General features: G+C 43.7%; 18 protein-coding genes. 10 read left to right on the top strand and 8 right to left on the bottom strand.

Annotated elements, in window-relative coordinates; translation table 11 throughout:
* Window positions 1–11: 11 nt before the first annotated feature.
* The gene (locus tag VL121_RS10225; RefSeq protein ID WP_325404854.1) at window positions 12–689 is read right to left on the bottom strand and encodes a lipoprotein signal peptidase; all 678 of its coding nucleotides are present in this window, start codon (window positions 687–689) and stop codon (window positions 12–14) included.
* Window positions 690–862: 173 nt separating this feature from the next.
* Here VL121_RS10225 and VL121_RS10220 point away from each other — a divergent pair, with 173 nt between their 5' ends.
* From VL121_RS10220 to VL121_RS10210, 3 genes are all read left to right on the top strand, one after another.
* On the top strand, window positions 863–1,234 hold the full coding sequence (locus VL121_RS10220; RefSeq protein ID WP_325404852.1) for a hypothetical protein: 372 nt from the start codon (window positions 863–865) through the stop codon (window positions 1,232–1,234).
* 230 nt (window positions 1,235–1,464) lie between these two features.
* Window positions 1,465–3,063, top strand: a complete 1,599-nt coding sequence (locus VL121_RS10215) for a SulP family inorganic anion transporter (protein ID WP_325404850.1) — start codon at window positions 1,465–1,467, stop codon at window positions 3,061–3,063.
* A 48-nt stretch (window positions 3,064–3,111) separates the two neighbouring features.
* Window positions 3,112–3,750: a carbonic anhydrase gene (locus VL121_RS10210; protein ID WP_325404848.1), complete on the top strand. Its 639-nt coding sequence runs from the start codon at window positions 3,112–3,114 to the stop codon at window positions 3,748–3,750.
* A 183-nt stretch (window positions 3,751–3,933) separates the two neighbouring features.
* On the opposite strand, the gene VL121_RS10205 is transcribed toward VL121_RS10210, so the two are convergent.
* From VL121_RS10205 to uvrA, 4 genes are all read right to left on the bottom strand, one after another.
* Complete coding sequence (locus VL121_RS10205; RefSeq protein WP_325404846.1) at window positions 3,934–5,379, bottom strand: M28 family peptidase; 1,446 nt, start codon at window positions 5,377–5,379, stop codon at window positions 3,934–3,936.
* 65 nt (window positions 5,380–5,444) lie between these two features.
* On the bottom strand, window positions 5,445–6,641 hold the full coding sequence (locus VL121_RS10200) for an ABC transporter substrate-binding protein (protein WP_325404844.1): 1,197 nt from the start codon (window positions 6,639–6,641) through the stop codon (window positions 5,445–5,447).
* A 25-nt stretch (window positions 6,642–6,666) separates the two neighbouring features.
* The gene (gene guaA, locus VL121_RS10195; RefSeq protein WP_325404842.1) at window positions 6,667–8,202 is read right to left on the bottom strand and encodes a glutamine-hydrolyzing GMP synthase; all 1,536 of its coding nucleotides are present in this window, start codon (window positions 8,200–8,202) and stop codon (window positions 6,667–6,669) included.
* A gap of 152 nt (window positions 8,203–8,354) precedes the next feature.
* Window positions 8,355–11,246: an excinuclease ABC subunit UvrA gene (gene uvrA, locus VL121_RS10190; protein WP_325404840.1), complete on the bottom strand. Its 2,892-nt coding sequence runs from the start codon at window positions 11,244–11,246 to the stop codon at window positions 8,355–8,357.
* Window positions 11,247–11,565: 319 nt separating this feature from the next.
* On the opposite strand from uvrA, the gene VL121_RS10185 reads away from it, so the two are divergent.
* Entirely contained in the window at window positions 11,566–12,147 is a 582-nt protein-coding gene (locus VL121_RS10185; RefSeq protein WP_324553693.1) for an RNA polymerase sigma factor, read from the top strand.
* 91 nt (window positions 12,148–12,238) lie between these two features.
* On the opposite strand, the gene VL121_RS10180 is transcribed toward VL121_RS10185, so the two are convergent.
* Both VL121_RS10180 and purQ read right to left on the bottom strand, forming a co-directional pair.
* Window positions 12,239–12,703 carry a protein-disulfide reductase DsbD domain-containing protein gene (locus VL121_RS10180; RefSeq protein ID WP_325404837.1) on the bottom strand — a complete coding sequence of 155 codons (465 nt, stop codon included), beginning with the start codon at window positions 12,701–12,703 and terminating at the stop codon, window positions 12,239–12,241.
* 69 nt (window positions 12,704–12,772) lie between these two features.
* On the bottom strand, window positions 12,773–13,453 hold the full coding sequence (purQ, locus tag VL121_RS10175; RefSeq protein ID WP_325404835.1) for a phosphoribosylformylglycinamidine synthase subunit PurQ: 681 nt from the start codon (window positions 13,451–13,453) through the stop codon (window positions 12,773–12,775).
* Window positions 13,454–13,678: 225 nt separating this feature from the next.
* Here purQ and murQ point away from each other — a divergent pair, with 225 nt between their 5' ends.
* From murQ to VL121_RS10145, 6 genes are all read left to right on the top strand, one after another.
* Entirely contained in the window at window positions 13,679–14,485 is an 807-nt protein-coding gene (gene murQ, locus VL121_RS10170; protein ID WP_325404833.1) for an N-acetylmuramic acid 6-phosphate etherase, read from the top strand.
* Between the two features lie 307 nt (window positions 14,486–14,792).
* Entirely contained in the window at window positions 14,793–18,221 is a 3,429-nt protein-coding gene (locus VL121_RS10165; protein ID WP_325404831.1) for a SusC/RagA family TonB-linked outer membrane protein, read from the top strand.
* 8 nt (window positions 18,222–18,229) lie between these two features.
* Window positions 18,230–20,065: a RagB/SusD family nutrient uptake outer membrane protein gene (locus VL121_RS10160; protein WP_325404829.1), complete on the top strand. Its 1,836-nt coding sequence runs from the start codon at window positions 18,230–18,232 to the stop codon at window positions 20,063–20,065.
* A gap of 101 nt (window positions 20,066–20,166) precedes the next feature.
* Entirely contained in the window at window positions 20,167–21,114 is a 948-nt protein-coding gene (locus VL121_RS10155) for an ROK family protein (protein WP_325404827.1), read from the top strand.
* On the top strand, window positions 21,115–22,275 hold the full coding sequence (locus VL121_RS10150) for an MFS transporter (protein WP_325404825.1): 1,161 nt from the start codon (window positions 21,115–21,117) through the stop codon (window positions 22,273–22,275).
* Window positions 22,276–22,300: 25 nt separating this feature from the next.
* Window positions 22,301–23,062 (top strand): sugar isomerase domain-containing protein, encoded by a 762-nt coding sequence (locus VL121_RS10145; protein ID WP_325404823.1) that lies wholly within the window; start codon window positions 22,301–22,303, stop codon window positions 23,060–23,062.
* 155 nt (window positions 23,063–23,217) lie between these two features.
* Here VL121_RS10145 and VL121_RS10140 read toward each other — a convergent pair whose 3' ends face one another.
* Entirely contained in the window at window positions 23,218–24,216 is a 999-nt protein-coding gene (locus VL121_RS10140; RefSeq protein ID WP_325404821.1) for a DUF6427 family protein, read from the bottom strand.
* Window positions 24,217–24,220: the final 4 nt, after the last annotated feature.

The raw sequence follows: 24,220 nt of genomic DNA, 5'->3' as shown, positions 1-24,220 counted from the left end.
GCTTACAGGTATTACGATACCTGCACTTCATCATTTACGGTGGTTTTGGTTTCTACCGTTGGGTGCAGCTCCTTCTTTTTTTGCTCAAAAAAGCGTTTCTGGAACAACAGGATGGTTATAACGCCGGTGGAAATGGAAGCATCGGCAATATTAAAAACGGGCCTGAAGAATTCAAAATCTTCACCTCCCCAAAAGGGTACCCATTGCGGGAAATGCGCATTGGTAATAATGGGAAAATACAACATATCCACAACCCTTCCGTGCAGGAAGCCGGCATACCCTTTTTCAGGAAAAATTGCTGAGAGGTAGGGGTTAAATATATCTCCGCTGTTTTCAAATATCAGCCCATAAAACATGCTGTCTATCAGGTTGCCGATAGCGCCGGCATAAATTAAGGTTGCACAAATGATAAAGCCTTTGTGATACCCTTCTTTAATAATATGCCGGATATAATAAGTGCCGAAAACCACTGCAAAAAGCCTGAATAAAGTAAGGATAATCTTGCCCCATTCTCCTCCCAGCTTCCAGCCATAAGCCATGCCTTCGTTTTCAATAAAATGGAGCCGGAACCATGAACCCAGAATAAACTTCTCCTCGCCCAGATGAAAGTTAGTTTTTATCCAAATCTTAAATCCCTGGTCAATTACAAGTATAGCTAACGTGAGAAAAACAACGGATTTAAATTTCACTATCAATAGTTTAAGCGCAAACCTACAGGAAAAAGCTGATTTTCCGAACACTTCAAACAGGGCAGCCAGCCTGATCATTTTACAATAAAACGCCTCCGGTAAAAAACAAATTTAATTTATACCACGGTATTGTATCAAATCGTTAACGTTTTTTAAATAATTGCACAGTTTTAATGCTTTCAATTATCTTTGGCGGCTTCATGCCTGCAAATAAAACATATAAGCTAAAACATCGTGCATCAGCGGTTCTTATGATCTTTACGCTGTTGTGGCTTACCGTGAGCGCTCCGCTTATTCTGGACTTTCAGCAACAGTTAAACAGCAAATCATCCGGCGCTGTTAACCAAACAGCAGAAGAAAATACAAACCCATTTTCGGGCCTCAATGAAGAAAAATGCAATTCGAATACTTTTTCAGAATATTTGCATGAAGCTTTAACCCTTGCTGAAATCCGTACACCTGGTCTTGAACACAGCAACCACGCTGGTTCCGTTATATATATTACTTATTACGGAGAACTCATTTCCCCACCTCCGGAGGCATAAGCTTCCCCTTTCATTTCTATAATCTTACAACCATAAGCTTGTCTTTAACTGCCGCATTATTTTATAATGCTACCCATTGAAAGATAAGCCCGCTGGTATTTTATTTCATTAACTCCGCGATTAAGCGGGCGTTCACTGATGTTAACATGGCCCCTGCAGGTAAAACAAAACCATTTGTTGCAGCGCGGGAATATCCTGTTTGGATTTCTGTTATTTAATTGTTATAAATTATGAAAAATCGTTTTACAACATATACAAGAAGCATTCCGGGCGACCTGGGCGCTTCCATAGTAGTATTTTTAGTGGCTTTGCCGCTTTGCCTGGGAATTGCCTTAGGCTCAAATGCGCCTTTATTCAGTGGCATTATTGCGGGTATTACCGGAGGTATTATAATAGGCGCACTCAGCGGTTCGCAGTTAAGTGTGAGCGGTCCTGCAGCCGGACTTACAGCTATTGTGGCCGGAGCCATTGTGATGCTTCCTTCATTTGAAGCATTCCTGCTGTCGGTAGTTATTTGCGGCGCTTTTCAATTAATATTAGGGTATGCCAAATCCGGCGTTATAGGAGATTATATTCCAAAAAGCGTGATAAAAGGTATGCTGGCAGCTATTGGAATTATTTTAATACTGAAGCAGCTACCACACCTTATTGGATATGACCATAATTTTGAAGGAGACCAGGCTTTTTTGCAACCCAACGGTGAAAATACCTTCACAGGAATCTGGTATTCGTTAAACGCCATAACACCTGCAGCCGTATTGATTGGTATAGTTTGCCTTGTGTTCCAGTTTTTGTGGGGCGGCCTGGCAGAAAAGAAAGGTGGCTGGATAAAACTCGTTCCCGCTCCGTTGCTGGTAGTATTGCTGGGCATAAGTATTAATGAATTCATAAAGTGGCAAAACGCAATGTATGCCCTGGGGCAGGAGCAAATGGTTAATATTCCTGTTGCATCTTCGGCTAAGGAGTTTCTCTCTTTTTTTACTTCTCCCGACTGGAGTACTGTATTCAACAAACAGGTATGGATTACCGGTGTTACACTGGCCCTGGTTGCCAGCCTGGAAACCCTGCTGGGTATAGAAGCTACAGACAATCTAGATCCGCAAAAAAGAATAACACCTGCCAACAGGGAATTAAAGGCGCAGGGTGTGGGCAATATTGTATCCGGACTGATAGGCGGACTGCCGTTAACCAGCGTCATTGTTCGCTCTTCGGCAAATGTACATGCCGGCGCCAAAACCAAGATGTCTGCTATTTATCATGGATTTTTCATTCTGCTCAGTGTGGCTTTCATACCACGCATATTGGGCATCATTCCTTTATCGGCATTGGCAGCTATACTTATTTACACCGGTTTTAAGTTAGCCAAACCTTCGCTTTTCCAATCTTTTTACCGTAAAGGATGGGATCAGTTTTTACCGTTTGTGGCTACCATTGTTATTATTTTATTTACCGATTTGCTCGTGGGGGTGCTGGCAGGTTTAGCCATAGGATTATTTTTCTCTGCCCGCAGCAATTTTAAAACAGCGGTATTTATCGTAAGCGATAACAATAATTACCTTATCCGTTTGCGGAAAGATGTTTCCATTTTAAATAAGAGGGGTATAAAAAGCAAGCTGGATGCCGTTCCTGAACATTCAAGCGTATTAATTGATGCAACCCGCGCCGATTATATTGACAGGGATATTGTAGAAATGATAGGCGCTTTTACCCGGGAGTCGCACAAAAAAAATATTAAAGTGGAATTTAAAACCGGTAATGCCGGTGCATACGGATTTGATATTGAATTTTTAAACCATTCCCAAAACAAAAAAGCGGAAATGACATCGTGATAATATGCCGGGCAATTCCTCTGCATTATTCACTTAAAAAAAATTACAATGAAAGCGAATGAAAAATTATTGCTTGAAAATAAAGCATGGGCGAGCGAGAAAAAAACAATGGACCCCGATTATTTCAACAGGTTGTCTGAAGTTCAGACACCGGAATTTTTATGGATCGGCTGCAGTGACAGCCGCGTGCCTGCCAACGAAATTACCGGCACCCAGCCCGGCGAAATATTTGTGCATCGAAATATAGCGAATATGGTTATTCATACGGATATAAACCTGTTGAGCGTGCTGGATTACGCGGTGAATTTTTTAAAAGTAAAACATATAGTGGTTTGCGGTCATTATGGTTGCGGCGGGGTAAAAGCGGCTATCACTAATAACGACTATAAAGCATTATTAAATATGTGGCTCCGTGGTCTTAAGGATGTGTACCGCCACAACAGGGAAGCGTTAGATGCCATTGAAGATACAGATGCCAGGAGCGACAGGCTGGCTGAGCTCAATGTGATGGAACAGGTAGTAAGATTATCGGAAACAACCATTATCCAAAACGCATGGAAAGAACAGAAAGCTCCCGATCTTCACGGATGGGTATACGGACTGAAAGACGGGCTGTTGAATCCTGTTATGGAATTAAAAGCCGGCAGCAGGGTTGATCCGATATTCAGGTACGATAGTTTAAAATAGCAGCATGAAGGGGCTGTCTCAAAAGTAATATTTTGCCACGAAGGCCCGCCTGAGCCGGACGTGCAGGCAAGAAAATACGAAGAAAATAAAACCTGAAGATCAGGACTTTGTGCCCCCGCCTGCCGGCAGGCTTGTGTCTTAGTGGCATATCTTCTATACCGGCTTTTTTGAGACAGCCCCTTTTTAATCTTCCCACCGCCATTCGCCTGATATCTGTAAAGCTTCTTTGAGATGACTTTGCAATAACGCGGCTTTTAACGCATCATCTGTTAAGCGTTTAGCCTGTATCGCAGGCGCATCTGCCAGTCCATACAGCAACATGGCGCTAAACCGTATGGTATTCTTCAATTCCGGCTCATTCACGAGGTCAAAAGCATCGCAATCGGCATGGTAACAATTCAGTGCTTCCCGGCTAAGGCTGCCGGCTACGCTGCCGGCAGGAATACCCTGGAGCATAAAGGGCTGATGGTCGCTGTGCAAGCCGAAGCCGGAGTGGAATGTATTTGAGAAAGAAGTGTCAATGGTTTTTGCTATGCCGCCTATTGCCCGGAAAAGCGGTTCATCTTCACCGGTAGTAGCAGAATATCCTTTGGGGTTGTTCGACATGTCGAGGTTGAGCATATATTTTATTTGTTCCGCGGTTCCATCCTGCAATACATTGTTCATATACGCTTTTGACCCCAGCAGCCCCTGCTCCTCTCCCATAAACAAAACAAATTCCACCGTACGTTCGGGTTGCAGGTTCAATGCTGTAAAGGTGCGGGCAATATCCATTACCGAAAAAGCGCCAATGCCATTGTCAATAGCGCCTGTAGCCAAATCCCAGCTATCCAGGTGCCCGCCAATCACAATCTTTTCACCGGGTTTTGTTTTACCCCTGATCGTTGCAATTACATTCCGGGCTTTTATTGTACCCGAGAAATTAGTCATAGCAATGCTGGCAGCGGCAGGCGCTGTTTGCAGTTGCTTTTTTAATTGCATGCCGTCTTCATTACCTATGCAAATAGCAGGGATACTGATGAGCTTACCGGTTACCGATGCGGTGCCGGTAAGTAAAATATCACCTGGTGCGGAATTAATGAGTATGATCCCTTTGGCGCCATAGCGGATAGCCAAAGCCGCTTTTTCCGACCGGTGCAAATTCCGTAACCCGTTTACTGATCCCGGCAGTATGCCCAGTGAAGCCAGTACAATTTTATCTTTCGCCGCGCCGGGATGATTGAGATAATCTGCTTCCAACCCATTACCCATATCGGCAATGCTGCCTGAAACATTTGCCTTTACAGGAGAATGCGCCAGCGAAACCGATTTGTATTTTTTGTTGTTGATGGTAACAGCGAGCGTGCCCCTGCTCCAGCTTTCCGCTTCAAAGGGAGCATAGTGTACAGTTAATCCATAAGCTGTTAAAAGCCCGTAAGCGTAGGTTTCAGCCCTGGAACCCCGGGCAGAGCCGGTAAGCCTGTGTCCTATGTTTTGGGTAGCTGCTTGCAGGTTGTTATAAGCTGCGGAACGTTGCAACACTTCATCATTTATATTTTTAAAAACAGCGGTCCATTCCTGGCGGGATTGCGCGCCAATACTATTGCTGAAAAAAAGGCAAGCCAGGGCCAATGTAGTAAGCCTTATCATACTTTAATGTGGTTATTGTGTTTTAAACGTGTACATGCTCAGAGACAGTTATTGCAGATACGCAGTTAATTTGCTTTTGACACCGTACCGTTCAGCCGCATTAATATGTAGATGCGTTTATTTTCATAATAATCGGGCGTTGTACTATTCCTGCCCAGGTGGATAGGCTTAAAATCAAAACTGGTAAGTACACGGTAGTTTTTATCGGAAAGATAGTCCTGTAACTGTCCATCCTGGTACTGATCAAGCATATGGGCAAACAGGTACATCACTTCATAACCACGGAAAGCCATTTCCGAAGGGTAGGTGTAACTGGCTTTGGCGTACCGCTGTGAAAAGTTGGCAACCCATGCATCTGTTTGTCCAGGATCAAAAAAGGTTGAAGAATAGATGATGGGAACGGTTTTCAACTCAGGAATTTCCAGCTCACGAAGTCCTTCCCAGGTAGGCATGCCTACGAGCGTAATTTTGTAGCTGGCAGACAGCGGGGCAACGGCTGAAATGAGTACTTTACTGAAACTTTCATCGAGGCTGCCACAAATGATAACGTTTTCCCTTTCTTTATCTAATACAGCCTTTATGTTTTCGGGAGTAACGCCTGTATTTAATGTAACCTCACGGATATTCAGTACAGGGCCGGAAGAAGATGCATTAAGTGATTTAAACACTTCCGTTACCCGGTCATCGGCCGCGCTTTTCCTGCGGAACAGGATAATATTATTAGTACCGTGGTTGCGTAAAACATAATTATACAGCGCAAGCAAATGCGTATTTAACCTGGAGTTGACGATAATTACATAGGGATTTCCGCTCACGCCCCCGTCATTGGGGTAGCTTGCGGAAACAAAAGGAATCTTTTTTTCCCTGGCAACACTGGCAAGATCAAGGTATTCGCTGCCACTAACGGCGCCAATCAAAAGATCAACACTATCCAGCACGCCGCTATCCGCCAGTTTATAAACGGAGGTTTTACTTTTGGTATCGTATACGTGAACCTGTAAGTGTAAGCCTTCTTTGTCTAATGAATCCAAAGCGAAAGCTGCACCCTGGTAAAAATCCAACCCTGCACTCATATAGCGGGGAACGGTTTTAGCAAACCTGTAATTACCCGATGCATCAAAAGCCGAATCAAGATACAACGGCGCAAAAACAGCGATGCGGGGCACTTTTATGGCGTGGTGCGTTGTTGCACTATCCTGTGCAGCGATACTATTTGCCAGGCACAGTAAAATATTCAAAAACAGAAATCCGGCTTTAGTCATACGTTCAGCTTTACCATAAGACGTATCATTCCCACTCTATAGTTGCAGGCGGCTTGCTGCTGATATCATATACCACCCGGTTGATGCCTCTTACATTATTTATAATTTCATTGGAGATATGTGCAAGAAATTCATAAGGCAGATGTGCCCAGTCTGCCGTCATACCATCTACAGAAGTAACCGCTCTTAATGCAACAGTATACTCATAAGTTCTTTCATCACCCATAACGCCAACACTTTTTACCGGAAGCAAAATAGCGCCCGCCTGCCACACCTTATCATACAAATCAAAAGATCGCAAAGCTTTAACATATAACGCATCGGCCTCCTGCAGCAAACGTACTTTTTCCTGTGTTATTTCTCCCAGTATACGAATGGCCAACCCGGGGCCCGGGAAAGGGTGACGGAAAAGCATAGCCGAAGGAAGCCCTAATTCAAGCCCTACTTTTCTTACTTCATCCTTAAACAGGTAACGCAGGGGTTCTACCAGCTCAAGGTGCATTTTTTCGGGAAGTCCGCCCACATTGTGGTGCGACTTAATGGTAACGGAAGGACCGTGTACCGACACGCTTTCAATTACATCAGGATAAATGGTTCCCTGTCCAAGCAATCCTATACCTTCTATTTTATGCGCTTCTTCATCAAATATGTCAATAAAGGTTTTACCTATGACCTTCCTTTTTTCTTCGGGATCTGTTTTGCCGGCCAGCCCCGCATAAAAACGATTGCTGGCATCAACACCTTTAACATTCAGTCCAAATTCATTATAGGTTTTCAACACCTGTTCAAATTCATCTTTTCTTAATACGCCGTTATCTACAAAAATGCCAAACAGCCTGTTGCCGATGGCCTTATGTATTAATGTGGCGGCTACCGTTGAATCTACTCCCCCGCTCAATGCCATAATTACCCTGCGGTCGCCGATTTTCTTTTTCAGGTTTTCTACAGTGTCACTTACAAAATGCGCCGCTGTCCAATCCTGGCTACAGCCACATATTTCCACTAAAAAATTCCGGATCAGTTTTTTCCCATAGGTAGAATGGTATACCTCCGGATGAAACTGTAAACCGTAAATAATATGTGCAGCACTACCATTTTTTTTAAATGCGGCTACAGGTATGGTATCCGTTGCTGCCAGCAGTTCAAAGCCGGCCGGTGTTTCTAATATCGAATCGCCATGGCTCATCCATACCTGCGATTCTGCGGGTACATCCGTCCACAGCACATCCCCCTGCTTAACTTTTAACAGGGCCCGTCCGTATTCCCTTTTTTCCGACTTTTCAACTTTGCCACCAAATATTTTGGCAGTAAGCTGCGCACCATAGCAAATGCCGAGTACCGGCACTTTTTTGCTGATGGCTTCAATATCCACCAGGGGTGCATTGCTGTCGTTTACCGAAAAAGGAGAGCCGGATAAAATAACGGCTTTTAATCCGGGTGTATAGCTGATGGGCTTGTTAAACGGGGTAATTTCACAATATACGCTGGCTTCACGTACAGCCCGCGCTATAAGCTGGGTATATTGGGAACCGAAGTCAAGAATAATGATCTTTTCTGTCATTTGGATGCGAAGGTAATAAAATGCGGCTATATGAAGCAGCTACATAGTGCGGCTGTACAAAGTCTCCGGACTGCGTTATTAATATGTTCTCCCGGGGCTTTGTCGCGGGAAAACTGGCCTGGTAAAAGCCAATGCATTAACCGCCGGTAGTGCTACAGAAACTTTCCTGTATAACTCTCCTTCACCTTCTTCAAGTTCTCCGGAATACCTGCAAAAACAAGATTCCCTCCTTCATCGCCTGCCTCCGGTCCCAGGTCTATTACCCAATCGGCATTTCTTATTACATCGGTATTATGTTCTATTACCCATATGGAATGTCCCTGCGCTATTAATGCGCGAAAGGAAGTAAGTAATTTATTAATATCGTGAAAATGCAGGCCCGTAGTAGGTTCATCAAAAATAAACAGGATATGCCCCCGTCCGGCCGTGTCATCCCCGCCTGAATGACCCAGTCGGGCAGGCGGGCGGGCTTGTGATCTGCCTTTTCCCAGGAAGGAGGCCAGCTTTACCCGTTGAGCCTCACCACCCGAAAGCGTTCCGCTCGATTGCCCAAGCTTTATATACCCGAGGCCAACATCGGCAAGCGGCTTTAATTTGGCGAGGATGTCCTTTTCGTCACTAAAAAATTGTAAGGCTTCTTCTACACTCATTTCTAATACGTCATGAATATTTTTATCCTTATAGTTTACTTCCAGCACTTCTTCCTTGAAGCGTTTGCCCTGGCATACTTCACAGGTAAGATGCACATCCGCAAGAAACTGCATTTCTACCACCTGTTCCCCTTCTCCTTTACAGGCATCGCAGCGGCCGCCTTCCACATTGAAAGAAAAATGCTTTGGCTGGAATCCGTTTATTTTACTCAGCGGTTGTTTGGCATATAAATCCCTTATTTCATCGTAGGCCTTAATATACGTTACCGGGTTACTGCGTGATGATTTTCCAATAGGATTCTGGTCTACCAGCTCTACCTGCGTAATATAATCCACATCGCCGGTAATTGCCTTATGCATACCTACCTTCTCAGTGAACTCTCCTTTTATTTTTTTTAAAGCGGGATACACAATTTGCTTTACTAAGGTGGTTTTTCCACTACCGCTTACGCCGCTTACCACGCATAAAACATTGAGCGGAAATTCAACTGTAATGTTCTTCAGGTTATGCTCACGGGCGCCTTCCACCGTTACCGACTGTTTCCATTTACGAACCGTTGCGGGTGTTTCAATTTTTAATTCGCCTTTGAGATATTTCCCGGTAAGACTTTTTTTATTGCCGATGATAGCATCATAATCGCCTTCCGCGGTTACTTCGCCACCTAAGTGGCTGGCCAGGGGACCCATATCAATAATGTGATCGGCTTCGCGCATCATCATCTCGTCATGTTCCACAACTACAACGGTATTACCCAAATCGCGCAGCTCCTTTAATACTTTTATCAGTTGTGCCGTATCCCTGGAATGAAGGCCTATAGAGGGTTCATCTAATATATACAAAGAGTTGGTAAGGTTGCTGCCCAGGCTCCTGGTGAGCTGAATGCGCTGGCTTTCTCCGCCGCTAATGCTGTTGGCCAGGCGGTTCAAACTCAGGTAACCCAGTCCTACATCGAGCAATACCTGCAACCGTTGCCTGATTTCAATAAGCACACGCTTTGCAACCTGCCGGTCATAATCACTGAGCCGCAGTGCATCAAACCATTGTTTCAGGTCTTTTACCTGCAGTTCGCACAGTTCTCCAATGTGTTTTCCATCAACCTTTACATATAAGGCTTCTTTCCGTAACCGGTAACCCTTACATTCCGGGCAGGTGGTTCTTCCGCGGTAGCGGGATAATAATACCCGGTATTGTACCTTATATAGGTTCTGCTCTACTTCTTTAAAAAAGTCGTTAATGCCTTTTGCATGGGCATTACCGTTCCATAGCTCATCATATTGCTGCGGGGTAAGATCAATAACGGGCTTATGTACGGGAAAGTTAAAATATTTGGCGCCACGTATGAACTCATCTTTCCAGCGGCTGAGCTTCTCGCCCTTCCACGGCGCCACGGCGCCTTCGTACAGGCTTAACCGCGGGTCGGGTATTACCAGTCCCGCATCAATACCCAGCACCTGCGAAAAGCCTTCGCATACCGGGCATGCGCCGTAAGGATTATTAAACGAAAAAAGATTGGGAACAGGTTCTTCGAATGTAATGCCGTCTTTTTCAAACCTGCTGGAATAGGGTAACTGTTTTGCACCATTCACTTCAAGCATCATTTCTCCTTCTCCTTCAAAAAAAGCAGTGCCAACAGAGTCGGCCAAACGATGCATATCGGCTTCATCAAATGGCTTTGCCACTATACGATCAATCAAAATGTACATACGGTCTGCCGGAGGATTTTTGATGAACCGCTTTTTTAACTCTGTATCCTTTTGTTCAAGCGTATCCTCAATACGCAATATTTCGCCTCCGGCAGATCCCGGGATAACATATAATCTCGAAAATCCTTTTTGCAGCAGTATATTTAATTCTTCCCTGGTATCTCTTTTACCCTGCAGCCTGAACGGGGCAAGTATTAGTATCTTATCGCCGGTATTATGTGTGCTAATGGCTTCCACCACATCTTTCACGTCATCTTTCTTCACTTCCTCCCCGCTTACCGGTGAAATGGTTTTACCAATACGGGCGAATAACAGGCGCAGGTAATCATATACCTCCGTCATACTGCCTACCGTGGAGCGTGGGGTGCGTGTAATTACTTTTTGCTCAATGGCTATGGCAGGGCATAAGCCCTTAATAAAGTCCACGTCCGGCTTATCCATCCTGTTCAGAAACTGGCGGGCGTATGCGCTGAGGCTTTCCGCATAGCGGCGTTGTCCTTCTGCAAACAGGGTATCAATAGTAAGAGACGATTTACCGGAGCCGGAAACGCCCGTTACCACCACCAGTTGATTACGGGGAATTTCAACCGTTATGTTTTTTAAATTATGTACCCTCGCGCCTTTTATTAAAATATTATTATTACTGCGCTGCGCCAATGGCTTCTTTTTTTTTCCTGATGTAGCTATCATAAAAGTGCTTCAAAATTAATACTAAATTGTTTAGCTTAATCAAAGGTGTAAGAAATAAGCCGCGTTTAAGAAATGGTATTATTGTTTTTGCTTCCGTGTATTTAATATTTTGTCGTTTATCGAAGATTTTCAAATGTTAATCGAAAATTATTTAACGAAAATTTGGTTATATGAAAAAAAGCAATACTTTAGCAGTCCCAATATCGTACGAAAGAAACTAGAATTTAAAACATTACCGCCTATTTGGTATTAACTTCTACTTCTCTTGTTATGCTATTGGGGATATCAAAATCCCAACCATTAAAAACCGTAGAAGTTTATGAAATCCCTAACCAATTTGCCTGACCAGCAATTGATTCACCTCTTTATGAGCGGTGACGCGTCTGCACTTGAAAATCTTATCGTCCGTCACAAGGACAAGATTTACACTTCCATTTTTCTTCTTGTTAAGGACAAGTACCTGGCTGAAGACATTTTCCAGGATGTTTTTATCAGGGTTATTGACACCATCCGTAGTGGTCGTTACACGGAAGAAGGAAAGTTTTTGCCCTGGGCCATGCGTATCGCCCACAATCTTTGTGTAGATCATTTTCGCAAGGTTAAGCGTACCCCCGCTATTAAAACCGGCGATGACCGCGACATTTTTGAAGTGATCAATTTTTCGGAAGATGGCGTTGACCGGCTTATGATGCAGCGCCAAAGTCATGGCCGCGTTCGTGAAATGCTTGACCGCCTTCCTGAAGATCAGCGCGAAGTGATCATTTTAAGACATTACGCCGAATTAAGTTTTAAAGAAATTGCTACGTTAACCGATTGCAGTATTAATACCGCTTTGGGCCGTATGCGCTATGGTTTAATTAACCTGCGGAAAATGATGCAGGAAAAACAAATTGCACTATAACAACATTTACTCAAATGAAAAGGGGCTGTATAATATATACAACCCCTTTTTTGTTTCCTGACCCTTTTATCCCTGAATAATTTTGTGCCTGCTATCCCCCGATATTTATCTTAAAAGGAATTTCTGCAGGCGGTAAACACTCTTTATCATCGCATACCATAAATTCCACGGTTCCACCCACATGGGTTTTGATCTTCTTTTTTAATTTCACCATTTGCACAAACTCTACTTTGTTTTCATAGTAGTTTACATCGCCCCCCCACACTTCTTCGTGTTTTTTGATCATTTTACCCATCTCCTTAACCTTACCATTGATGTCAATGAGCGGATTACGTGTAAAGGTAAATAAAGTAGGTACGGGTCCCTCAACACCAACATTTTGCGCATATATATGGTACTTACCGTTGATGTCGGCCGTGAAACGGATTTCATAGGTATCGTCTGCCACCTTTTTAGAAGCAAAGCTCCAGTTTACCATTTTTGCAGATCCGCTTTGTGCAAAAAGCATATTCACGGAAAACAAAACGGCTATAAACAGTATAATTTTTTGCATCATAAAGAACGATTTTTAAATGTGGCTACACGGTAAAGTTCATACAAAAAGACTTAAATAATTCCCAAAAAACTAATGTGCCGATACGGTACTCCCGGCTAATAATAAATCCTGCAGTATTTTTCTTCCGTCTGTGTTACCCAGCGCCGCATTGCATGCCCTTTCGGGATGCGGCATCATTCCAAAAACATTGCGGGCAGCATTGGCAATACCGGCTATATTGCGCAAACTACCGTTAGGATTGGCAGCAGCGGTTATTTCACCCAATTCGTTGCAGTACCTGTACATAACCTGGTTATTGTTTTCCAGCAGATCCAGCGTCTTTTCATCTGCATAATACCTGCCTTCGCCATGCGCCAATGGAATTTTTGCCGGCACACCGTCTTCTCCTTTTATATATATGTTCCTGCAAACAAATTTCATATTCTCGTTGCGCAGTAAAACGCCGGGTAATAAACCGGCTTCGCATAGTATTTGAAATCCATTACAAACACCTAATACTTTTCCGCCTTTTTGGGCAAAAGCAATTACGCTTTGCATCATAGGACTAAACCTTGCAATAGCGCCGCAGCGCAAATAATCCCCAAAAGAGAAGCCTCCGGGTAAAACAATACAATCTGTTGTATTAAAAGCAGATAAGTCCTTATCCTTATGCCAAAGCTCAATCACTTCATAACCGAGATCTTCTCTCAGCGCGTATATCATGTCGCTATCGCAATTGGAGCCGGGAAAAATAACTACACCGAATTTCATAACTGAATAGTATAAACTACAAAGGTATGTTGTTGCAGGGATATGGCAAACCGGGCGGGTACCATCAGCATTACCGATGATGCTGCGTGTTTTTTATTAATTTTTACGTTTTATTGCATTATTTTTTGATTATTTGCGGTTTTTACATAGCTTAACATTTATAATTTGCGTTTTTATGCTATTTTATATGAGCATAACGCATATCAATCTAAATTATAGTACAGGATGCTTACTACAGAAATGCCATCAGGTTTTGACGGGTTAGAAAAGATGTCAGTACAAGAAATACTGGAAGGCATAAACAGTGAAGACCAGACTGTTCCCGCGGCAGTGGCAAAAGCAATTCCTCAAATAGAAGCGCTGATAACGGCTATTGTAAAAAGAATGAAAAAGGGAGGGCGCCTTTTTTATATTGGCGCAGGCACCAGCGGCCGACTGGGTATTTTGGACGCATCTGAATGCCCTCCAACATTTGGTGTGCCTGAAGACTGGGTAATTGGCATTATGGCCGGAGGGGATGACGCGATAAGGAAAGCGATAGAATTTGCCGAAGATAATAAGGAAAAAGCCAGTGATGATTTAGAAGAATATGCGATCGGCAAATCAGATTCCATTATTGGTATAGCCGCCTCCGGCACTACGCCCTATGTTATTGGGGGTGTGGCAAGCGCCCGGAAATCAGGATTACTTACCGGCTGTATTACATGCAACCTGAACACCCCGCTGGCAAAGGCAGTGCAGTACCCTGTTGAAGTTGTTACCGGTCCGGAATTTGTAACAGGCAGTACCCGAATGAAGGCGGGAACCGCTCAAAAGCTGGTACTCAATATGATTTCCACAGCCATAATGATACAATTAGGCAGGGTAAAAGGTAATAAAATGGTGGATATGAAACTCAGCAATAATAAATTAATAGCCAGGGGGGTAAATATTGTAATGAAAGAACTGAACGTGGATCATAAAACGGCTAAACAGCTTATTGAAAAAAATAAGAATGTAAGAAAAGCTATAGAAAACCGGAAACGAAACTGAATTTCAATTTCTTGCAGCTTTAAAAATAAAATTTGCATTTTTGTACTTTATTTTGCGGTTTATTGCATTTTTATTTTTATCTTGTTCATTCAATGGTTATAGCTCAATTAGCAAACCTGTTCCAGGAAAGGTAGTTTACAGACAGGCTTTAGTTTGTAGAAGCAACAGCACTATTTTTTATTTATCCTCCGCCCCCTAAACAAAAATCGCCATTTACTGGTTTCTTAAAAAGTACTGGTTTAACAACCGGTTTAACATATAAATAGCGGGTAAACCCTCTTCATTTTTTAAAACCAAAACAATTGCTATGATCAAAATTCAGCGCTTTTTGTTCCTGGCGGGCATTTTGCTTTGCCACCTGTTACTACAGGCACAGGAAAAGACCATTACCGGCCGCGTTATATCTAAAATTGAAAAAGAACCGCTCCCCGGCGTATCGGTAACCAATATGGCTACCAACAGCAATACGATCACCGATGAAAAAGGAAGCTTTAGTATTACCGCCCAAACCGGTCAACGGCTGAGCTTTTCCTTTGTAGGGTTTAAAACCACTTTTGCTACGGTAGCAGCCGGGAGTAGTACACTCAGCATTGAACTGGAAAATGCAGACAATCTGCTGGGTGAAGTAGTAGTGGTAGGATATGGCACACAGAAAAGAGAAAATCTTACTGGTGCAGTTACTACAATTGATATACAGAAATCTGTGCAAAACAGGCCTATAGCGGATGTAGGAAGGGCATTACAGGGCGGAGCAGCCGGGTTGAGTGTTACTGTTCCAAGTGGTGAGATAGGTTCAGATCCTATTATAAAAATTCGCGGCCAACTGGGTTCCTTCCAGGGAGGTGCTTCACCGCTAATATTACTCGATAACGTTGAGATACCAAGCATACAATTGGTAAACCCTAATGACATTGCCAACATAACTATATTGAAAGACGCGGCCGCTGCTTCTATTTACGGCTCCAAAGCTTCATTTGGTGTGATATTGATCACCACTAAAAAAGGTGCAGCAGGCGGCAAGCCACAGGTGAGCTACAGCAATAACTTTTCGTGGCAGAACGTATGGAAGGATCTTGATATGGCCCGTGTTAATGGTTTAAAATATACAGTTGATGCGGCCGAGCGTACAGGTACTTTTACGCCAACGGGTGCATTTTACTATGTAGACAGAGCGAGCTACGAAAAAGCCGCTGAGTGGGAAAAAAAATACGGCAACTCCATTGGTAAAGACGATCCTACTGTGTTTGGAAGAGACTGGTTTGTGCAGGGATCCAATCAAAAAATGGGCGTGCGTACCTACAGCCCTTACGATTATATAGTCAGGGAATGGGCGCCTACACAGCAGCACAATCTTTCATTCGGACTTACCACAGGCAAAACTTCTTATAACCTGGGTTTGGGATTGCTGGATCAGAGCGGTATGATAAAACCTGCTAAAAAAGACCAGTTTACAAGATATAACGCCTCGCTAAAAATATCCAGCGAGGTTAATAAATACCTGACTGTACGCGGAGGCGCACTATACTCAAGGAGAAATAAAGAATATCCTTATGTAACCAATTCTACCACTGCCGATCCCTGGCTGTACCTGTATCGCTGGGGGCCTTTATATCCGTTTGGCAATGATCAAAACGGCGATCCTATCCGCAGTCCGGTAAGCGAAATGGCGGCAGCCAATACCGCCAATATCCTTCAGAATTATACAAACATAAGCCTGGGCGCTACCGTAAATATTCAAAGCCACTGGAAAGCAGACTTTGACTATACCTATACCAACCAGGAGGAGTTGTGGAAGCGGCCCGGAACCAGGTACACCGCACGTAATTCCTGGGTAGCACCCAAATTAAGAGTAGATGCGGATGGCAACCAGGTGTATGTAAATAATGAAGGTCAGGTAGTATCATCTACCGACCCCGGTGCCACTCCGGCTTATGATTTATCTTATGATATGTACACTTCGTATGGCGCTAACCCTGATCATTTTGCCCGGACTGCCACCAATTTTTCCAGTAATACCATCAATGCGTACACAACGTACAATCTTGACCTGGGCGCTGACCATGGGTTCAAATTTATTGCCGGTATTAACCGCGTTACGGTTACTACGGAATGGCAATTTTCGCAAATCACTAATCTTTCAAATATTATTAACCCACAGTTCAGATTTGGAACCGGAACCCAAACGATTGACGGGAATAAAACATGGGAATCTCAGTTAGGCTATTTTGGCCGTATAAACTACGCCTTTAAAGAAAAATATCTTTTGGAGGGTAACCTGCGTTATGACGGCTCTTCAAAATTTCCGGCAAATCTTAAATGGCGTTGGTTCCCCTCCTTCTCGGCAGGCTGGATAGCCAGCGAAGAAGCATTTATGCAGTGGAGCCGGCCGGTACTGAATTTTCTTAAATTCAGAGGTTCGTGGGGTTCTATCGGGGACCAGAGTGTTCCCAATAATTTGTATATCGAAATAATGCCCAGCGGGCAATCTACCTGGATTGGCGCCAATGGAGCAAGGGTTAATTATGTAGGATCGCCTACTGCCGTTTCTCCTACCATACGCTGGCAGGATATTGTAACCACCAACTTTGGGATAGACGCGGGATTTTGGAATGGTAAGCTCAGTGTGAGTTTTGATATCTTCCGGAGAAATACCAATAATATGATTGTGCCGGCAGAAGGCATTCCATTAACTTTTGGTACGGGTGCACCTGTGAGCAACTATGGCGCCTTAAAGACCAAAGGCTGGGATCTCGGACTGTCTTTCAACCACAGGTTTGAAAATGGCTTAGGCATAAACATAAGTGGCAATCTTTCTGATTCAAAAACCATTTTAACAGCCTATGGCTCCGGCACCCAGGTTACAGGAAATTACAATGGTAAAGTGATTGGTGAAATATGGGGATATCGCACAGACAGGTTATATCAAACAGCCGATTTTGTATTAGATGGCTCAAACAATCCTGTATTGATCACATTAACCAATGCTGAAACCGCTTTGTATGCCGGCAAACAGGCTTATCAGTTAAAAGCAGGGTCGGATGGCAAGAAGCAGGCTTACCAGGCGTTTTTACAAAATTCTGCCAACTTCAGGTTTGGCCCGGGCGATGTGAAGTTTAAAGACTTAAATGGCGATGGAGAGCTCAACAATGGTAAAGGCACGCTGGAAGATCATGGCGACCTGGAGGTAATTGGTAACTCCAACCCACGGTATGAGTATGGTTTCAGAATAGGGGCGGATTATAAAGGCTTTGATATCAGCGCTTTTTTCCAGGGTGTAGGCAGTCGTAAAATCTGGGGACAGGGCTTTTTAAGCATCCCGGGCTTTCAATCTTCAGATGGCGCCATGCCGGAAGCTATTGCAGGCAATTACTGGACACCAAAAACACCCAACGCTTTTTACCCGGCAGCTTATAATAATGCCGGCAGCAATACCGCTAATAATATGCAGGTGCAGGACAGGTACCTGCTGAATATGGCCTATATGCGTTTAAAAAACTTAACAGTCGGCTATTCTCTGCCAAAACCCTTGCTCAACAAAGCGCAAATAACAACCCTAAGAATATATATAGCGCTGGAGAACTTTATAACCTGGGATCATTTAAACGGATTACCTATTGACCCCGAAAGTATAAGCGGCTATTCTATGTGGAACGAAACCAATTATAACTTAGGCCGAACAGGCGCTGGGGTGCCGGCTTTTAAAAGCTTTTCTGCAGGTATTCAACTCAACTTTTAAACTTATTTATGATGAAGCATATAAAATTAATATATAGCCTGGCGGCAGCTGCCTTATTGATAAGCTGTAATAAAAACGTATTGGACCGGCTGCCTTTAACCAGCATTGTTGACGATAATTACTGGAGAAATGAAGATGATATTCGCATGTATGCCAATAGCTATTATTCTTATTACTTCAGTGGATATAACACTTCTTTCACTGCTGATTATACACCGGTAAGAGGATATACATTTTCAGACGATCTTACAGGTAAAAACGTACAGTCTAACTTTGAGAGCAGTGTACCCACATCAAGAGGATCTACTGCCGAAAGTGCTGAGTGGTTGCAAACATATGCCGGCCCTACCTGGAATTTCACATGGGTGAGAAAGTCAAATATTCTACTTGACCGCCTTGAATTTATAGTTAAACCCAAAATTTCGGAAGAGGCTTACAAACACTGGACAGCAGTTGCCCGCTTTTTCAGGGGATTTGAGTACAGCAGATTAGTAAGCGTTTTTGGTGCAGTTCCTTATTTTGACAAGGTGGTACCTGATGATGATTTACCTGCTTTGTACAAAAACAGGGATGACCGCGGCGTTGTGATGGATAAGGTGTATGATGATTTTAAATATTCCCTGGAAAACATACGCGAAAATGACGGCGCCCAGCTATTGAACAGATACATAGCTGCTGCATTTATATCGAGGTTTATGTTGTTTGAAGGCACCTATCAGCACTATCATGGGTTAGACGCCGCAAGAGCAAAAAAATACCTGGAGTTTGCGGTAGAAGCTGCAGAAATTGTAATGAACAGCAATAAATATAGTTTCGGAAAAGACTTCAAGTCATTGTTTTCTTCAGAAAGTTTGGCAGGACATCCTGAAATCTTGTTGTATAGGGCATATGATGCAGCTTTAACGATAACTCACTGTATTGGCTCATATCAAAATGGTACGGAGGTAGTTGGCGTTGACCCAAATCTTGTGCTGATTAAATCCTTTATTGCAAATGATGGAAAAGTGTGGCAAAACGCTGCTGTACCTGATGTTGAAAGCTTTAAAATTGCTGATCTGATAAAAACAAGAGACCCGCGCTTTGAGGCTTCATTTGTAGACAGGGCGCTTACTTCATCTGCTACACTTTTATATGGCTATAAGTTCGCCTCAAGAGAAGCCATAACGTATATCGGTAAAACGTATCCTGCCGCCTGGGGTAGCAATACAAATACAAGTGATGCGCCTGTTATGCGGCTTGCAGAAGTTGTATTAAACTGGGTAGAAGCAAAAGCAGTATTAGCCGAATATCTTGGTGGCAACCCTGTTACACAGGAGGATATTAATAAATCCATTAATGCCATTCGCCTGCGTCCGCTTGATGCGGCAGCTATTGCCAAAGGCGTTCAGCAAACAGCAGCATTGCAGTTAGCTGCATTACCGGTTGATCCGGATAGGGATGCAGATGTTCCATCTTTAATATGGGAAATACGCAGAGAAAGAAGAATGGAGTTCGTATTTGAAAATACAAGGCTTTTAGATTTGAAAAGGTGGAAAAAGCTTGATTATATGGATTTCAGCACCAATCCGGATTATTTCCTCGGTCCGTGGGTAAATGTGCAGCAGGAAGCGCCCGCATACTTAACCAATACCTATACAGGCAGAACAAAAGTTAAGTTGCTGGATGGTACTATTATCACTTACGATGGAACAAACGCTGCTTCCCTTGTTGGGTTCTGGATGGTGGATAATGCGCAAAACAGAAATGCTTTTACAGATAAATCTTACCTGGCGCCTGTAGGGCAGTCTCAGATTATTCAATACGAGGAAAAAGGATATACCCTTAGCCAAACTCCGGGTTGGTAAAAGCAGTTATCCGTTTTTAAAAAAACAACACTACTATTCTATGCAACTAAAAATATTTGCCCTTTATTGCTTTTACTGATCATTAAAAAAATGTATCCCTTATGGCAGTACTTGGCATTGACCTGGGTGGAACAAAATTATTGCTGGGCATTTTTTCGGAAAGCGGCGAATTATTACATAAAGAAAAGTTGCCGCTTGCAAACAGAAAGGGTGCGGAAGTGAGCGCATTCATCACTCAAAAAATAAACATACTGCAATCTGAATGGCAGCAAAAGGGTGATGGCATATTGGCTACAGGTGTGGCTGTACCAGGTATCAGTAATGCGGCAAACGGCACCGTGTGGGCACCCAATATACCAGGGTGGGAAGCGTACCCGCTTTTGAATGAATTGCGGCAAAACTGTAAAGACACCAGTGTCATTATTGACAACGACAGGTCATGCAGCCTCCTGGGAGAATTATGGAAAGGAAATGCACGCCAATGCAACAACGTTATCTTTCTTGCTGTAGGTACAGGAATAGGTGCAGGCATTATGGCCAGCGGCAATATCATCAGCGGCGCCCAGGGTATAGCCGGCGCCATAGGATGGATGGCGCTGCGCACTCCTTTTCGCAGGGAGTACATATCCTGCGGCTGTTTTGAACATCATGCTTCAGGGGAGGGGATAGCTAAAATGGCCCGTGCGCATTTGCTGCATAAAAAAAACACAGCCAGTTTACTCAGCCATACCAGCCCTGCTGCGCTTACCGCGCATCATGTATTTAATGCGTATAACGCCGGTGATCGCATAGCGGCAAAAGTCCTGCACCAGTGTATTCAATACTGGGGAATGGCAGCAGCCAACCTGGTAAGTTTGTTCAACCCCGAAAAAATTATTTTTGGGGGAGGTGTGTTTGGACCCGCGCTGCAGTTCCTGCCCGATATTATGGAAGAAGCCCGCCTGTGGGCGCAGCCTGTTGGCGTTAAACACACAAAGTTTGAGCCCTCTGCATTAGGTGAGGAAGCATGCTTGTATGGCGCCGCATATTTAGCGATAAAAAATAAATAAATGACAGCTTCCGCCGCATATAATAAAACAACGCTTTTCATTTCCGCATGCTGCGGCTTATTGCTTTTTGGCATCGCGCTGCTTACGCTGGGCAGCGTAGCGCAGGGACTGCAGCAAAATTTTAAATTAGATAAACTGGAGGCAGGAACCCTGTTTGCCATTCTTCCTGCCGGACTGCTTACAGGCTCGCTTTTTTTTGGCCCGGTATGCGACAGGTACGGATATAAGATATTGCTCGTAAGTGCCTGCCTGTTGCTGGCAACAGGTTTTACAGGTATCGCTTATTCGCCATCCACCGGCTGGCTTCAGTTCTCCATTTTTATTTTTGGATTAGCCGGCGGAATCATCAACGGGGCTACCAATGCCGTAGTTGCGGATATTAGTGGTGCATACAAAGGCGCCAACCTCAGCCTGCTGGGTGTATCTTTTGGGATAGGGGCACTGGGCTTACCGTTTGTGCTCGGCATGCTGAAGCAATATTACACCTACCCTATCATTCTTTCTGGAGCAGCCGTTATAGCATGTGGCGTTGCATTGTTTTACCTGCTTATCCGGTTCCCACTACCCAAAATAACCCGGGCTGTGCCTTTGAAAAGCAGTTTCGGGTTATTAAAAGACGTGGTGCTGCTGCTGATCGCTTTTTACCTGTTTTGCCAGAGCAGCCTGGAAGCAATTGTGAACAACTGGACAACTACTTTTCTTACTGAACAAAAAAACATTTCACAAAGTAATGCGCTGTATGCGCTTTCGGCGGGTATTACCGGTATGACGCTGATGCGCCTGCTAACGGGAACGGTGTTTAGAAAGATAACCGCTAAAAGGATTCTATTGTTTTCTTTCGGCTTGTTCCTGTGCGGGATCGTTTTGCTGCAAATAACCGCCTCCTTTTTTACAGCGCTTTCGGGATTATTATTACTGGGCGCCGGTATTGCTGGTGGCTTCCCCATTATGCTGGGGCTGGTGGGTAGCCGTTATGCTGCCTTATCGGGCACCGCTTTTAGCCTGGTGCTGGTAATTGCTATTACCGGCAATATACTGGTTAATTACCTGATGGGCGTAGTGGCGGCAACGTATGGCATACAACATTTTATTACTTTGCTGTATATAGAACTTGGCGTAATGGTATTGCTTTTCATTTCCATTTTTAAAAAAATAAAATAAATCTTCACTTTAAAATTTTCACCACATGTTAGCATTAGAATGGCTGAAAAACGCCAGGGATATTATGACCCAAATTGAAACAACACAATTAGAAAACATACAAAAGGCTGCCGCAATAATGGCCAACAGTATTGAATGCGGCCGCTGGGTACATACGTTTGGCTGCGGACATGCTACTTTACCTATTGAAGAGATGTACCCGCGGATCGGCGGATTTGTAGGCTTTCACCCTATTGTGGAGCTGCCGCTTACTTTTTTTACGAACATTACCGGGCAAATGGGCGTACACCAGTTTGTATTTTTGGAAAGAGTAGAAGGATATGGCGTAGAGATTATGAAAGGATATACGTTTGATAAACGCGATACCATGTGGCTGTTTTCGCATTCGGGCATTAATAATGTAAATATTGACGTGGCCTTAGAAGCCCAAAAGCAGGGTATGAAAGTTATTGCATTTGGATCTGCCGCCGAGGCCACAGGAAAACAAACCCGCCATTCGAGCGGTAAAAATATTTTTGAAATCGCCGACCTGGTAGTAGATACCTGCGCACCAGCCGGCGATGCCAGTGTGCCGTTAAAAAATCACCAGGATAAAATAGGACCGGTTTCCACCATGGCTTTTGTAACCTGTGTGTGGATGACCGTTACTACCGTGGCCGAGATACTGGCTGACAGAGGTGTAAAACTGCATATCCATCCTTCACATAATGTACCCGGCGATACCACCGCGAAACAAAGACTTGAAGAAGCATTGGCAGAGTACAAAAAAAGAGTGGCTGGGGTATAATATAATTTGAGTTTGGCATTCAGGCTAAAACCATCGGATGCTTTTCACAATTGAGATATAAACAAGTCAAACCCGGAAGTATTAATATAGTGTTATGTTTATCATAAAATGATGTATTTCCGCGCATGCTGGGAATATAATACGCAGTGCAACTATCATGATGCCCGGAATACGCCTACCCATATATTTAATGCCACAATAAAAATAACGATAACCCAATGGAGCATGGCCGGCAGCCATTTTTTGGTGGCATAAAAAAAAGTATAGCCGTGAAAAGCGGCAAAAGGCAGGGCGCACAAAATCCAATATTCAAATGTGGAAGTAAAGTTAATGAACGGAATAAGTATGGTAATGAGCAGGTAGAAAAGCATAAGACTCCAGCTTTTGCGTACCTGTATCAGCATGCGTAAAATATTGCCCTGTATATAAAAACCGCTGATCAAAAAAGGAACAATAAGCAGTATAATAGCGCCTAAGGCCCATGCATCCTGCTGAAATATTGGAAAGCTAACAGAAATGGAGGGCAGGTAGGTAAGCGGGTTCCAAGTATTGCCCAGGAAAAGAAACGCGAACAAAAAATAATAAGGAGTCAGCAGCCCGAGTATCGCCACCAGCCATTCACTCAAATGAAAAGGTCTTAATATAATGATAGCAAAAAATATAAGCAGGGAAAAGCCTATAGCCGGAAAATAAAGGAAAGAAGCAAGTCCTACTACCATACCCGCGTTAAATACCTGGGTTTTGGGCCGGGGGTGATTAAACAACCTGCTGAGCATAGCCCACACCCAAACCAGTAAACTGTTTATGATGAGCGCGGAAGATAACTGCCACCATTCCGGAAAAAGAGCGGTAATAAGCATATACGCCATTGCCGGCAAATAATTGGGCTTAGGCAGCAGCTTTTCATTATTGATGAGGTTATTAAAAGTAATGGCCTGCGTTAAAATAAGCGCCAGCACAATGAAAGGATAAATAACAGGTAAAGATTGCCCGGCAGGCGCAAGAAAATTCAAAAGTTTAAGGTATAAAAAACCGTCTGTTGCCTGTGGCAATGGAATATGGGGATACAAAAAGGAATGCCATTTCAGCGCAAAAGCATATGCCAGTAATAAAACAATGTTAACCGGGTTGTTGGTTTTGAAAGCGCCTGTCAAAGGA

Origin of the sequence: Agriterribacter sp. (assembly GCF_035497235.1) — a bacterium.
Classification (GTDB): Bacteria; Bacteroidota; Bacteroidia; order Chitinophagales; family Chitinophagaceae; genus Agriterribacter.
The sequence above is the reverse complement of the archived record's forward strand: the minus strand, read 5'-3'. Positions and strand labels throughout refer to the sequence as shown.

Coding starts and splice junctions, on each gene's coding strand:
- VL121_RS10220 (WP_325404852.1), top strand. CDS start 863: ATGCTTTCAATTATCTTTGGCGGCTTCATGCCTGCAAATAAAACATAT.
- VL121_RS10215 (WP_325404850.1), top strand. CDS start 1,465: ATGAAAAATCGTTTTACAACATATACAAGAAGCATTCCGGGCGACCTG.
- VL121_RS10210 (WP_325404848.1), top strand. CDS start 3,112: ATGAAAGCGAATGAAAAATTATTGCTTGAAAATAAAGCATGGGCGAGC.
- VL121_RS10205 (WP_325404846.1), bottom strand. CDS start 5,379: ATGATAAGGCTTACTACATTGGCCCTGGCTTGCCTTTTTTTCAGCAAT.
- VL121_RS10200 (WP_325404844.1), bottom strand. CDS start 6,641: ATGACTAAAGCCGGATTTCTGTTTTTGAATATTTTACTGTGCCTGGCA.
- guaA (WP_325404842.1), bottom strand. CDS start 8,202: ATGACAGAAAAGATCATTATTCTTGACTTCGGTTCCCAATATACCCAG.
- uvrA (WP_325404840.1), bottom strand. CDS start 11,246: ATGATAGCTACATCAGGAAAAAAAAAGAAGCCATTGGCGCAGCGCAGT.
- VL121_RS10185 (WP_324553693.1), top strand. CDS start 11,566: ATGAAATCCCTAACCAATTTGCCTGACCAGCAATTGATTCACCTCTTT.
- VL121_RS10180 (WP_325404837.1), bottom strand. CDS start 12,703: ATGATGCAAAAAATTATACTGTTTATAGCCGTTTTGTTTTCCGTGAAT.
- purQ (WP_325404835.1), bottom strand. CDS start 13,453: ATGAAATTCGGTGTAGTTATTTTTCCCGGCTCCAATTGCGATAGCGAC.
- murQ (WP_325404833.1), top strand. CDS start 13,679: ATGCTTACTACAGAAATGCCATCAGGTTTTGACGGGTTAGAAAAGATG.
- VL121_RS10165 (WP_325404831.1), top strand. CDS start 14,793: ATGATCAAAATTCAGCGCTTTTTGTTCCTGGCGGGCATTTTGCTTTGC.
- VL121_RS10160 (WP_325404829.1), top strand. CDS start 18,230: ATGATGAAGCATATAAAATTAATATATAGCCTGGCGGCAGCTGCCTTA.
- VL121_RS10155 (WP_325404827.1), top strand. CDS start 20,167: ATGGCAGTACTTGGCATTGACCTGGGTGGAACAAAATTATTGCTGGGC.
- VL121_RS10150 (WP_325404825.1), top strand. CDS start 21,115: ATGACAGCTTCCGCCGCATATAATAAAACAACGCTTTTCATTTCCGCA.
- VL121_RS10145 (WP_325404823.1), top strand. CDS start 22,301: ATGTTAGCATTAGAATGGCTGAAAAACGCCAGGGATATTATGACCCAA.